The sequence below is a fragment of the Microbacterium aurantiacum genome (assembly GCF_002872075.1).
Taxonomy (GTDB): Bacteria; Actinomycetota; Actinomycetes; order Actinomycetales; family Microbacteriaceae; genus Microbacterium; species Microbacterium aurantiacum_A.
This window is the reverse complement of record NZ_PGGU01000029.1, coordinates 84,297-96,907: the sequence shown is the minus strand read 5'-3', so window position 1 is coordinate 96,907 and position 12,611 is coordinate 84,297. Positions and strand designations below refer to the sequence as shown.

The following is a 12,611-nucleotide window of genomic DNA, read 5'->3' as shown; positions in this document are numbered from 1 at the left end:
AGTCGGTCCCAGTTTACCGGGGCGATTTCCGCCGACGATGGCGGCCGCTGGGTAGCCTCGGAGAATGCTCGCCACACGGATGCTCCACGCCCTCGCCGCGGTCGCCGTCGCCGGCACGGTTCTGCTCGTTCCCGCCGCTGCATCCGCCGCCGATACGCATCACACGGCGCCCGTGGCCTCCACCGCCGATGTGGACGACTTCTCCTACGCGTCGTGGGATGCGCACTACGACGTCGGGCTCGACGAGGACGGCCGGTCGCAGCTGCGCGTCACCGAGACCCTCGTCGCCCGTTTCCCGGACTTCGACCAGAACCGGGGCATCGTCCGCGGCCTCCCCCTCACCTATGAGAACGCGCACCTGGAGACGAGTGTGCTCTCCGTGACCGACGAGACCGGCGCGGCCGTCCCGTTCGAGACCGAGCAGGAAGACGGCTTCCTCCTCGTCCTCACCGGAGACGACGACTATGTGCGCGGGCTCACGACCTACGTCATCGAGTACGAGATGTCGGATGTGATCCTGCACCGCGACGACGGCCGCGCCGACGAGTTCTACTGGGATCTGCTGCCGCTGGACAGCTCCCAGGCGATCGAGTCGTTCCAGGCCGAGATCACGTTCGACGCGGCGATGGCCGCGCGGCTCACGGGCTCCGCACGGTGCTACACCGGTTTCTCGGGCTCCACCGAGGAGTGCGCGCTGCAGGGGCCCGACGCGGAGGGCGATGCGGCCGTATTCCGTGTCGAGTCCGGCGAACGGGCCGCCGGGGACGGCGTGACCGTCGCGATCGGTTTCGAGCCGGGCACCGCCGCGCAGCCCTCCGCGCGCGAGCCGAACACCGTGACCGACACCGTGCCGGCGCTCGCGGCGGTCGGCGCGTTCGGCCTGTCGGCCGGCGGATGCCTGGCCGTGACCCTGCTGAAGCGCCGTCGCCGCACCGCCACCGGCCTGGTCATCGCACAGTACGACGTCCCCGACTGGATGCCGCCGCTGCTCGCGGCCGCGATCACGCCGAATGCGAAGGACCCGATCCCCGCCGAGATCGTGCACCTCGCGGTGCGCGGCACCCTGCGCATCGAGGAATCCGGAGGCGGCGAAGAGCCCGGCACCGCCGGGCAGCCGCAACTGCGGCGCACACCCGGAGGCCGGATTCCCGATCAGCTGGACGTGGAGTCGCTCGATGCGCTGTTCCTCGGGGCGGATGCCGCGGGCGTGGTGAGCCTCCCTCTGACCGACGACGCGTTCGCCGGGCGCATGAACGCCCTCATCCAGAGCGGCAAGAGCGCGGCGACGTCGCGCGGCCTCACCACGAAGGCGCGCAGCCGCGGGGCGATGATCCTGCAGTGGTGCGCCATCGCCGTCGTCGCCGCCGGGCTCGGTCTGAGCCTGTGGGGTGCGGTATCCGGTCGGGTGACGGCCATCCCAGCCCTCGTCGCGGTCTGCTTCGGCGCGTTGGCCGTGCTCGCTTCGAGCCTGTACACCTTCTCGAAGCACACCGTCCTCACCCCAGAGGGAGCCGTTGCACACGAGTACCTCCTCGGCGTGCGCGAGTTCATCCGCGTCGCCGAAGCCGACCGGCTGCAGATGCTGCAGTCGTACACCGGCGCCGAGCGGCGGCAGGACGGCAGCGTGAACGTCGTCCTGCTCTATGAGCGCCTGCTCCCCTACGCGATGCTGTTCGGGCAGGAGGACGAGTGGGGCGGCGTGCTCGAATCCGCCTACGTACGGGAGCAACGTGGGCCGGGGTGGATCGGGGATCCCTCTTCTCCGTACCTCCGCACCCATCTCGCCGCGTTCGCCGTGTCGTCGCACGCGGCCGCCACCTATTCGAGCAGTTCCTCGAGCTCCGGCGGATCGTCCGGCGGCGGGTTCTCCGGGGGCGGCGGAGGCGGCGGGTTCTCAGGCGGGCGGTGAGCGCAGCTCTCCGGATGGAGCCGTCGGCCGACGGCGGCCCCGTGGAAGGAGGAAGACGTCGAGAATGCGGTCCGATGACCGACGAGTTCCTTCTTCCATCGGATCGGCGACGCGCTCAGATGCCGAGGAGCGGATCGATGGGCCCGGATGCCTCGCGCAGCGCGCGTTCGACCGTGGACTGCACGAGAGCCGAGAGATAGCTCCCGGGATTCTCCACGCCGATCTCACGCAGCCGGCTCGTCGACTGGCCGATGATCGAGCGGGAGAACTCGGTCGCGGTCTGGATCGCGTCGGCGTACGCCACCCGATCAGCCTCCGCGATCACCACCGGCTCGCAGCCCATCTCGACGGCGAGCGCCTGACCGATCGGCAGGACGGCAGCCGGGGCGGTCACCGCAGCGAAACCCGCCTGCAGCTGACGCAGATCGATCGACGTACCGGTGAACGTGATGGCCGGATGCACCGCGAGCGGGATCGCGCCGCGCTCGGCCGCAGGACGCAGCACCTCGATGCCGTAGGCAGGGTCGGTGTGCAGCACGAGCTGCCCGATCTGCCAGCCGCCGATCTCGGCGATGCCGGCGACGAGCGACGGAAGCTGGTCATGCGGGACGGCGATCACGACGAGCTCACTGCGTCTGACGACCTCCAGCACGTCCAGCACGGGCACGCCGGGAAGCACGGCTGATGCGCGATCGTCATCGGATCCGGTGGTGATTCCCGTGATCGCATGTCCGGCGCCCGCCAGGGCTGCGCCGATGACCGGTCCGACCCGGCCCGCGCCGATGATGCCGACGCCGAGGCGTCCGTCCCGCGGCACGGCTACTCCCCCGAAGGCGGGGCGACAGGCGGAGCCGGCGGGCGCGTGATCGGCGGCGCGGGCTCCGACGTCGGCCGAGCCGCGGTATCCGGATCCCTGGCGGGCGGCGCGGTTGGCGGCGTGAACGCGGGAGGCGTCACCGCAGGTGCCTGCGTGGACGCGGGAGGAGCGGGAGGCTGCGCCACCACGGGCGGTGCAGGAGGCGCGGGCGCGTACGCCGGAGGCGCAGGCGCGTACACCGGCGGCGCGGGCGCGTACACCGGCGGAACCGGATGCTGCGCGACCGGCGGCTGCCTGTATCCGGCCGGCGTCGGCGGCTGAGCGAACGCCTGGGGCGGCTGAGCTAACGCCGGAGGCGGGGGCAGGAAGGCCGGCGGGGCGGGAGCGAATGCCGGCGCCTGCACCTGCGGTGCGTATTCGCCCCAGCGGTGCGTGTGGTCCCGGTTCGCCGCCTCAGCCGCAGCGCGGCCGACGGCGCTGATGAGGGCGAGGGCGTCATCGCGTTCCAGACCGGAGAGGTACCCGTGGATCGGGCCGGGGACCGTGTGCACCTGAGCGCCGGACACACGTTGCGCGCGGTCGATCGGACCCTGCGAGAGCGAAACCCCCTGCAGTCGTGCGAGCGGGAAGACGGCGAGCTTCCGCCACACCAATCCCCGGCGCAGCACGAGCCCGAACTCGGTGAGCACGTACCCGTGACGCTTCCACGACAGCGGACGGCGCCACCCGGCTCTGGCCGGCATCGTGCGATAGGGGTCGCCCTCGACCGGCCCCAGGATGCCGTGCTCCCAGACCAGCGGGATGTCGGCGACCGGAGCATCCGGAAGGATCAGCGCGAGCACGCGCTCGACATCGGCGCGCTTGCCCACCGGCAGCACGATGTTGAACTGCTGAGCACTCCCCGACGACTGCTGCGCGACGCTCTTGCCGCTCATCCGGTTGATCTTGATCGTCCACCAGCCGAACGGACGCCACAGCAGCGACTGCGACACCTCGACGGCGAAGATGCGGCCGGGGGGCAGCGTCTCGGTCACCGTGGTCAGCAGGCCGTATGTGATGCGCACGCCGTCGGGCGTGGGGGCGATCGAGTACCGCAGCGACTTGGAGATCTGCGCCCAGGTGATACCGACGGCGGCGATGATCAGGGGGATTCCCATTCCCAGACCGATGGCGAGGACGACGACCCCCGTCTCACCATCGCCGTCGGCGATGCTCCCGATGACCGCGCTGCCCATGGCGACCGCGAAGATGGCTCCAAAGAACAGCAGCCAGAGCACGCCGGCGATCAGCTGCGATCCGACCAGCCGGCCGGTGGGGATCTTGACGACGCTCTCCGGCGCCACATCGGCGAGGTCGACGCCTTCGATGAGGCCGGTCACGCCGGCGTTCACCGATCCGACGAGCTGCGCCCGCGCCGAGCCGGGGACGGCGGGAGCACCGGGAACCACGGGCGCACCCGCGATACCGCTCGCAGCATCCGCCGCCGCATGCCGAGCCGCACGCGCCCCCGAGGCGAGACGCAGGATGTCGGCGCGAACCGACTCCGCCCGCGGGGTCGCCAGGTACTCGAGCGGCACGTTCGCATCGGTGCCGGCGCCCACGACCTCGAGCTTGGCGAGCCCGATGATGCGCGCCGGGAAGGGGCGGGTCAGGTTGACGCCCTGCACCCGGTCGAGCGGTGCGCGGCGATGAGAACGGAAGATGATGCCCTTGCGCACCTCGACGTGCTCGCCGGTGATGCGGAATTCCTGGAAACGCCAGACGAGCCAGAATGCGGCGACCAGCACGACGACCAGTCCCAGCACGCTGAGCAGCACGATCAGGATCAGGTTGTTCTCAAGCACCCAGTCGACGGGGTCGCCGCCGCTATAGTCGTAGTGCGCCTCTTCGGGCGTGAACAGGCCGACGAGCCAGGCGATGACCCGGTCGCGCATGTTCGTGATCACGATGCCGGCGATGATGAGCAGCGCCAGGCCGCCCTTGAACAGCGGGGTGAGCGGATGCATCCGGTGCCACTCGCCGTCGGCGAGCGACGACGATTCCATGGCAGGCGGCGCCGACGCCACGGCGGGAGGCTGCGGGAACTGCGGCTCGCTCACAGGCCGGTCCGGCGGGTCTCGGCGACCTGGATGAGGGTGTCGCGGAGGGCCTCGGCGGCCGCCTGCGTGAGTCCGGGGATCTGCACGCCTGTCGTCGCCGCGGCGGTGACCATCTTCAGCTGGCTGACCCCGAACGCGCGGTCCAGCGGGCCCTGGGTGATGTCGACCAGCTGCATCCGCCCGTAGGGGACGGCGATCATGCGCTGCCAGAGGATGCCCTTGCGGAAGACGATGTCGTCGGCACGGAGCATGTAGCCGATCGCCTTCGCCTGACGCGGCAGGATGATGAGAGTGATCAGCGTGACCAGCACGATCGCACCGGCGGGGATCCATGCCCACGTCTGCTCGAATCCGAGTGCCAGAACGGATGCCGCGATCGCGACGACCACGATGAAGATCACGTTCTGCACGACCTGCGACACGACATAGCGCGGCGAGATCTGGTGCCAGGTGCCGTCGAGTTCGAGCCGGTTCTCACTGCGCACCGTGCGCAGCTGCTCGTACGTGCCCTGGTCCAGGGCCGTGCGGTCAGCGCCCTCCGTAGGGTTCAGGGGCGCGGTCTCTGGGTTCTGAGTCATCAGGATCCTTCGGCAGGGTGCAGAACTGTTCGGCGATGAGGCCGGCGATCACGAGGACGATCGCGCTCCCCATCAGCGCCAGCATCGCCACTGTCGACCCTACCGGGGGATCGATCGGACGGGTCAGCAGGAACACGAGCAGTCCTGCGCCGAACCCGGCCATGATCGCGCCGAGCAGACTCGACGCACGGGCGAGAGTCGCCGCCCGCAGTGCGCGGAAGGGGTCGATGCGTCCGGCTCCGCGCACACTGCGCCGCACCGGCCAGGCCACCCCGAGCGATGCGGCGCCGACGAGAAGAAGGAGCACCGGCAGCAGTAGCGACGGGGTGAAGGTCACGCGGCCCGTCGCCGTGAGGACCTGGTCGAGCACGAACCCGGCGCCGGTTCCGAGGAGTGCGAGCACCGCCAGAAGACCGGCCGAGGTGCGTCTCATTCCGTGCCCTCTGCGCGCAGTCGCATCGCCAGGTCCGCCACGCGGCCATGGCCGGCGAGCTCGGCGTCCGGGTCGAGGCTCAGCCACGGCTCGAGCACGAACAGCCGTTCAGCGGCGCGCGGATGCGGCAGCTGCAGGCGTTCGTCGTCGGAGGCGACCTCGCCGTAGGCGATCAGGTCGAGGTCGAGTGTGCGGTCGCCCCAGCGCTCATGACGCTCCCTGCCGTTCTCGTCCTCGATCGCGTGCAGCATGCCGAGCAGGATCTCCGGCGCGAGACGCGTGGTCACCAGAGCGACCGCGTTCACGTAGCCCGGAGCATCCGGATCCGGCCCGTCGAGGCGCACCGCGACGGTCTCGAAGAGCGAGGACATGCGCACATCGCTCACCAGCGGCAGACGCCCGATGCGCTCGGCGGCGCGCCGGATGGTCGTCTGCCGGTCGCCGAGATTGGCCCCGAACGCGACGACGGCGACGGCATCCGGTCGCCCAGGGCGTACGGCCGGTGACGGCGGCGGGATGGTGAGGTTGCGGCTCATGCGGGCCACTCCGACGTCGATGCGCTGTCGGAGGTGCGGCCGCGGTGCAGCGTCACCGCGACGTCGGCGAACGTGAGCGGGATCGGGGCGTGCGGCTTGTGCACGGTCACCGCGGCGTGCTGCACGCGCGGGTCTTCGAGGGCGACGTCGGCGATCCGCGCGGCGAGCGTCTCGATGAGGTTCACCGGTTCGCCCGCGACCACCGCCGCGACCTTCTCCGCGAGCTCGCCGTAGTGCACCGTATCGGTGACGTCGTCGGACTCCGCGGCCCGCTGCAGCGAGACCGTCAGGCGCAGGTCGATGGTGAACTCCTGGCCGTTCTCGCGTTCGTGTGCGTAGACGCCATGGCGTCCGAACACCGTGAGTCCCGTGAGGACGATCTGATCGAGCTCGAACATGAGTCCTATCCTTCCCAGGCGTGAGCGATGGCGAGGGCATCGCGGGTTCCGGCGACATCGTGCACCCGCACGCCCCAGACTCCCGCCCGCAGGGCGAGCGCGCTGGTCACGGCGGTGGCGAGATCGCGGCGCGCCTCCGAGACGTCGTCGTGGGCATCCGCCTGCAGGGTCTCGGCGAGGAAGCGCTTGCGTGATGTGCCGATGAGCACTCGCGGGCCCAGCGCGACGATATCGTCGAGGCCGCGCAGCAGGTCCCAGTTCTGCGCACCGGCCTTGGAGAACCCGATGCCCGGATCGACGATGAGGCGGGACGGCGCGATGCCGGCCGCCGCAGCGTCGCCGATCCGCTCCTGCAGCTCCCCCGCGACCTCGCGCGCGATGCGGACGTATGCGGCCCGCGCGTACATGTCGGCGGAGGGGCCGCGCCAGTGGCCGATCGCGAAGTCGGCGCCGGAGTCGGCGACGGCCGCGAGCATCCCGGGGTCGGCCAGTCCGCCGGATACGTCATTGACGATGCGCGCTCCGGCGCGTACCGCAGCGGTCGCGGTGGCGGCATTGAGCGTGTCGATGCTGATCGGCACACCGGCCTCGGCGAGCCGCTCGATGACGGGGATGACGCGTTGCTGCTCGACGTCGGCGCCGATGCGCTCCGCTCCGGGGCGGGTCGATTCGCCGCCGATGTCGAGGATGGACGCGCCCTGGTCGCGCAGCAGCAGGCCGTGGGCGACGGCCTGCTCGACGTCGAGATAGCGCCCGCCGTCGCTGAACGAATCCGGCGTGACGTTGAGGATGCCCCAGATCGCCGTCATCGGATCTGGGCCCCCGATCCGGCCGGTGCGCCGAATCGGCTGCCGATCAGCGTGATCAGCTCCGCACGGGCGACCGGATCGGTGTACTCGCCGCGGGCCGCGATGGTCAGGGTGGATGCCTCGGGCTGACGGCCACCGCGCATCGTGACGCATCCGTGGCTGGCGTCGAGGACGACGAGCACGCCGCGGGTGTCGAGGTGCTCCGCGATCGTGTCCGCGATCTGCTCGCCGAGTCGCTCCTGCACCTGCGGCCGGGCTGCGAGGGTCTCCACGACGCGCACCAGCGCGCCGAGGCCGACGACCTGCTCGCCGGGAAGGTAGGCGAGGTGCGCGTGACCGGCGAAGGGCAGCAGGTGGTGCTCGCACACGGAGCGGAAGCGGATGTCGCGCAGCAGCACGGCGCCCGACGGAAGCGTGCTCGGGGCGGGGCCGCGGGTCACGCTGATCGTGTGTGCGAGAGGTGCCGCGGCATCCTGTCCGACGCCGGCGAAGTACTCGGAATACAGCTCGGCGACCCGGGCAGGCGTCTGCTTGAGGCCGGGGCGGTCCGGGTCCTCGCCGATCGCCTCGAGCAGCTCACGGGTGAGCCGTTCGACACGCGCCCTGTCGACGGTCACAGTCACGCCGTCGCTGGCCGGCTGTGACCCGTCGCGTTCGCTGTTCCGGCCTGGGTGCGCGACGGCGCCGCATCCGCCGGCGCCTCGACGGAGGCGGCGAGCGTGACATCGCGCTTGGGCACCTCGATCGGAGGCAGCTTCGACACCGGACGGTCCTCGCTGCTCAACCACAGCGGACGCTCCGGGAGCTTGCGCACCTCGGTGAAGATCTCGGCGATCTGGTTGTGGTCCAGCGTCTCCTGCTCGAGCAGCGCCAGCGCGAGCCGGTCGAGGATGTCGCGGTTCTCGCTGATCACCTGATAGGCCTCGTTGTGCGCCTGCTCGATGAGAGCGCGCACCTCGGCGTCGACGCGCTCGGCGACGCTCTCGGAGTACTCGCGGCCGCGGCCGACGTCGCGGGCGACGAACATGTCGCCGCCTTCGTGGCCGAGCTTGACCGGACCGACCTCGGTGGTCATGCCGTATTCGATGACCATCTTTCGTGCGATCGACGTCGCCTTCTCGATGTCGTTCGACGCTCCGGTGGTCGGGTCGTGGAAGACGATCTCCTCGGCGACGCGGCCGCCCATGGCGTAGGCGAGCTGGTCCTGCAGTTCGTTGCGGGTGACCGAGTACTTGTCATCCAGCGGCAGCACCATCGTGTAGCCGAGGGCCTTGCCACGGGGCAGGATCGTGATCTTCGTGACCGGGTCGGTGTAGTTCATCGCCGCCGCCGCGAGCGCGTGTCCGCCCTCGTGGTACGCCGTGATGAGCTTCTCCTTGTCCTTCATCACGCGGGTGCGGCGCTGCGGGCCGCCGATCACGCGGTCGATGGCCTCGTCGAGCGCACGGTTGTCGACGAGCTGCGCGTTGGAGCGCGCGGTCAGCAGCGCGGCCTCGTTGAGCACGTTGGCGAGATCCGCACCGGTGAAACCAGGAGTCTTGCGGGCGACGATCTCGAGGTCGACGCTCTGCGCGAGGGGCTTGCCCTTCGCGTGCACCTCGAGGATCTTCTGGCGACCCTTGAGGTCGGGGGCGTCCACGCCGATCTGCCGGTCGAACCGGCCGGGGCGGAGGAGCGCGGGGTCGAGGATGTCGGGGCGGTTCGTCGCCGCGATCACGATGACGTTGGCGTTCGGGTCGAAGCCGTCCATCTCGACGAGCATCTGGTTCAGCGTCTGCTCTCGCTCGTCGTTGCCACCGCCCATGCCGGCGCCGCGGTGACGGCCGACGGCGTCGATCTCGTCGATGAAGATGATCGCCGGGGAGTTCTCCTTGGCCTGGTTGAACAGATCACGGACTCGGGACGCTCCGACGCCGACGAACATCTCGACGAAGTCCGAACCCGAGATCGAGTAGAAGGGTGCTCCGGCCTCGCCGGCGACGGCGCGGGCGAGGAGGGTCTTACCGGTTCCGGGAGGGCCGTACAGCAGCACGCCCTTCGGGATGCGGGCGCCGATGGCCTGGAACTTCGCCGGATCCTGCAGGAACTCCTTGATCTCGTGGAGCTCCTCGATGGCCTCGTCGGCGCCGGCGACGTCGGCGAAGGTGACCGTCGGGGTCTCCTTGTTGACCAGCTTCGCCTTGGACTTGCCGAACTGCATGACCTTGCTGCCGCCGCCCTGCATCGACGACAGCAGCCACCAGAACAGGAGCCCGAGCAGCACCAGCGGGAGCAGCAGCGAGAGGAAGCCGTCGAACCAGGTCGCACGCGGCACGGCATCGTTGAAGCCGTCCTTCGGGTCGGCCTCGTTGATCGCCGTGACGACTTCGTCGGCACGTGCGGTGACGTAGTAGAACTGCACGTTCTCGGCGCCCTTGAACGGCTTCGACAGCGTCATGTCGACGCGCTGGTCGCCGTCGGTGTTCACCACCTCGGTGACCGAGCTGCCGGCGAGCAGCTTGAGGCCCTCCTGCGTGGAGATCTGCTTGGGAGCACCGAGGTTCGAGATCAGCAGGAAGCCGCCGAACAGGAGCACTCCGATCAGCGCCACGTAGATCAGCGGATTCCGGGTGATCTTCTTCACATCCATGATCCGTTCAGCGTATCGCGGGCTTTCTTTGGTGGCGCTGTGCGTTCACCCACGGCGTACCCTTCGAAAGTCGGATCGCTGAGCTCGTCGGGGCGTCAGCTGTAGACGTGCGGGGCGAGCACCGCGACGTCGCGCAGGTTGCGATAGCGCTCGTTGTAGTCGAGCCCGTAGCCGACGACGAAATCGGTGGGGATGTCGAAGCCGACGTAGCGGCAGTCGATCTCGACCTTCGCCGCCTCGGGCTTGCGCAGCAGCGCCAGCACCTCGATCGACTCCGCCCCGCGGGATTCGAAGTTCTCCAGCAGCCAGCTGAGGGTGAGGCCCGAGTCGATGATGTCCTCGACGATCAGGACGTGCTTGCCGTTGATGTCGACGTCGAGGTCCTTGCGGATCTGCACCACGCCGCTGGATCTCGTGCTGGCGCCGTAACTGGACACGGCCATCCAGTCCATCGGAGCGTGGAAGGGGAGGGCGCGGGAGAAGTCCGCCATCACCATGATCGCGCCCTTGAGCACCCCGATGAGGATCAGGTCCTTGCCCTCGTAGTCGACGGCGACGCGGGCGGCGAGCTCGTCGAGCTTCGCGCGGATCTCCTCCTCGGTGACGAGGATCTGGGCAAGGTCATCCTGGATTTCCGCGGCGCGCATGGATCGATTTTAGGTGACCTGACCGGATGCTCGGTCACAGCCCGGATGAACGCATTCCGCGAACCCTCCTCCGCGGCCGGCATCCGCACTACTGTGATCGGGAGAGAGGCGCTGACGCCCACCGACGGAAGGACTCACCCATGGCTCTTGACGACATCCTCAACCAGGTGCCGATCGACGACATCGCGAAGAAGCTGGGCGTCTCGCCCGACGTCGCGAAGAAGGCGGTGGAACAGGGCGGAGCAGTGCTGCTCGGCGGCCTCGCGAAGAACGCCGAGACCCCGGAAGGATCGACCGCGATCGAGAACGCCCTCAAGAAGCACAAGGGCGCGAAGGGCGCGACGAAGGTCGACGACATCGATCAGGCCGACGGCGGAAAGATCGTCTCGCACATCCTCGGCGGGAAGGAGAAGGAGGTCACCACCACGCTCACCGAGTCCAAGGAGACCGCCGGTATCGACTTCGGCAAGCTCCTGCCGATCCTCGCCCCGATCGTGATGGGCCTGATCGCCAACGCGACCAAGGGCAAGTCAGGCACGACCGAGGCTGCACCGGAGCAGTCCGGCGGCGGAATCGGCGACCTCATCGGCGGGCTGCTCGGCGGCGGCGACAGCACCGGCTCGGGGAAGAGCGGCGGCGGAATCGGCGACCTGCTCGGAGGCATCCTGGGCGGTGGCAGCGGCTCCGGCTCCGGCGGGGGCGGCCTCGGAGACCTCCTGGGCGGCCTGCTCGGCGGCAAGAAGTAGTCAGACGGCGTGCGTCAACGGCGGGCCGTGAAGGTGATCCGTCCGCCGTGGCGCTGCGCTGAGCAACCGGGCAGATCGATCGGCCCCTGACCGGACCAGTCGGTGGCGAGGCGCGCGACCTCCAGCGTCTGCGAGCGCGTCAGGCTCACTCCGAACTCGCTGTCGACGATGAGGCGGATGACGCGGTTGCGCAACGCGGCGGGGTTCGCGGCGAGCGCCGCCGCGCTGACGGAGATGCCCGCCTCGGCATGCTCGACGATGTCTTCGATGGTCTCGTGGATCATCTCGTCGAAGGCTTCGGCGTCTTCGCGCAGTTGTTCCGCCGTGCGTGCGAGAGCTTCGGCGATCCCCGGGCCGAGCTCGGCCTCGAGCACCGGCAGCACCCGCTCGCGCACGCGCACCCTGGCGAAACGATCCTCAAGGTTGTGCGGGTCTTCCCACGCCTCGAGACCGGATGCTGCGCAGAAGGCCCGGGTCGTCTCACGTCGCACGCCGAGCAGCGGACGCAGCCAGCGGATGCCGTCCTCATCCTCGCGGACCGGCGCCATGCCCTGCAGACTGGCCGCGCCCGAGCCGCGGGCGAGGCCCAGCAGCACCGTCTCGGCCTGGTCGTCGAGGGTGTGCCCCAGCAGTACCGCGGACGCGCGCACGTCGAGAGCCGCATCGCGAAGCACGCCGTAGCGCACCTCACGCGCCGCGTTCTCGGGACCGCCTTCGGTACCGACCTTGACCTTCACGATCAGCGGGTCGACGCCGAGGCCGGCGGCGGCTCGACCGGCACGGGCCGCGACCGCATCCGACCCCTCCTGCAGTCCGTGATCGACGGTCACCGATGCAGCACGCAGACCCCGCTTGGGCGCCTCGAAGCCGACGGCCGCGGCGAGCGCGAGCGAATCGGCGCCCCCGGAGAGGGCGACGATCACCGTCGCGCCGTCGGGCAGTGCGGCGAGCGCGGTACGCACCGCGAGGCGGATCTCGGCGATGGCCGGCGACAGGGAAGGCACAGCACA

At 69.9% G+C, this 12,611-nt stretch carries 13 protein-coding genes; 2 read left to right on the top strand and 11 right to left on the bottom strand.

Features of this window, described 5'->3' with window-relative positions:
- Positions 1 to 64 precede the first annotated feature (64 nt).
- Positions 65 to 1,909, top strand: coding sequence for a DUF2207 family protein (locus tag CUR96_RS17510; RefSeq protein ID WP_102194616.1), 1,845 nt, complete (start codon positions 65 to 67; stop codon positions 1,907 to 1,909).
- A 115-nt stretch (positions 1,910 to 2,024) separates the two neighbouring features.
- On the opposite strand, the gene CUR96_RS17505 is transcribed toward CUR96_RS17510, so the two are convergent.
- From CUR96_RS17505 to hpt, 10 genes are all read right to left on the bottom strand, one after another.
- Positions 2,025 to 2,726 (bottom strand): DUF2520 domain-containing protein, encoded by a 702-nt coding sequence (locus CUR96_RS17505; RefSeq protein WP_102194615.1) that lies wholly within the window; start codon positions 2,724 to 2,726, stop codon positions 2,025 to 2,027.
- A 2-nt stretch (positions 2,727 to 2,728) separates the two neighbouring features.
- A complete protein-coding gene (locus CUR96_RS17500) occupies positions 2,729 to 4,825 on the bottom strand; it encodes a PH domain-containing protein (RefSeq protein WP_245861458.1) in 2,097 nt (698 codons plus the stop codon).
- Positions 4,822 to 5,403 carry a PH domain-containing protein gene (locus tag CUR96_RS17495; protein ID WP_102194614.1) on the bottom strand — a complete coding sequence of 194 codons (582 nt, stop codon included), beginning with the start codon at positions 5,401 to 5,403 and terminating at the stop codon, positions 4,822 to 4,824. Before CUR96_RS17495 ends, CUR96_RS17500 begins: the two co-directional genes overlap by 4 nt.
- Complete coding sequence (locus CUR96_RS17490; RefSeq protein ID WP_102194613.1) at positions 5,354 to 5,836, bottom strand: DUF3180 domain-containing protein; 483 nt, start codon at positions 5,834 to 5,836, stop codon at positions 5,354 to 5,356. The genes CUR96_RS17495 and CUR96_RS17490 overlap by 50 nt, the downstream gene beginning before the upstream one ends.
- Positions 5,833 to 6,372 carry a 2-amino-4-hydroxy-6-hydroxymethyldihydropteridine diphosphokinase gene (gene folK / locus CUR96_RS17485; RefSeq protein ID WP_102194612.1) on the bottom strand — a complete coding sequence of 180 codons (540 nt, stop codon included), beginning with the start codon at positions 6,370 to 6,372 and terminating at the stop codon, positions 5,833 to 5,835. The genes CUR96_RS17490 and folK overlap by 4 nt, the downstream gene beginning before the upstream one ends.
- Positions 6,369 to 6,770 (bottom strand): dihydroneopterin aldolase, encoded by a 402-nt coding sequence (gene folB / locus CUR96_RS17480; protein WP_102194611.1) that lies wholly within the window; start codon positions 6,768 to 6,770, stop codon positions 6,369 to 6,371. The genes folK and folB overlap by 4 nt, the downstream gene beginning before the upstream one ends.
- A 5-nt stretch (positions 6,771 to 6,775) precedes the next feature.
- Positions 6,776 to 7,579 carry a dihydropteroate synthase gene (folP, locus tag CUR96_RS17475; protein ID WP_102194610.1) on the bottom strand — a complete coding sequence of 268 codons (804 nt, stop codon included), beginning with the start codon at positions 7,577 to 7,579 and terminating at the stop codon, positions 6,776 to 6,778.
- Complete coding sequence (gene folE / locus CUR96_RS17470) at positions 7,576 to 8,196, bottom strand: GTP cyclohydrolase I (RefSeq protein WP_102194609.1); 621 nt, start codon at positions 8,194 to 8,196, stop codon at positions 7,576 to 7,578. The genes folP and folE overlap by 4 nt, the downstream gene beginning before the upstream one ends.
- Before the next feature lie 2 nt (positions 8,197 to 8,198).
- Entirely contained in the window at positions 8,199 to 10,208 is a 2,010-nt protein-coding gene (gene ftsH, locus CUR96_RS17465; RefSeq protein ID WP_102194608.1) for an ATP-dependent zinc metalloprotease FtsH, read from the bottom strand.
- A gap of 95 nt (positions 10,209 to 10,303) precedes the next feature.
- A complete protein-coding gene (gene hpt / locus CUR96_RS17460) occupies positions 10,304 to 10,855 on the bottom strand; it encodes a hypoxanthine phosphoribosyltransferase (protein ID WP_102194607.1) in 552 nt (183 codons plus the stop codon).
- 140 nt (positions 10,856 to 10,995) lie between these two features.
- On the opposite strand from hpt, the gene CUR96_RS17455 reads away from it, so the two are divergent.
- Complete coding sequence (locus tag CUR96_RS17455; protein WP_102194606.1) at positions 10,996 to 11,601, top strand: DUF937 domain-containing protein; 606 nt, start codon at positions 10,996 to 10,998, stop codon at positions 11,599 to 11,601.
- A gap of 14 nt (positions 11,602 to 11,615) precedes the next feature.
- Here the strand turns inward: CUR96_RS17455 and tilS are convergent, their stop codons facing one another.
- On the bottom strand, positions 11,616 to 12,605 hold the full coding sequence (tilS, locus tag CUR96_RS17450) for a tRNA lysidine(34) synthetase TilS (RefSeq protein ID WP_102194605.1): 990 nt from the start codon (positions 12,603 to 12,605) through the stop codon (positions 11,616 to 11,618).
- Between the last annotated feature and the right edge of the window lie 6 nt (positions 12,606 to 12,611).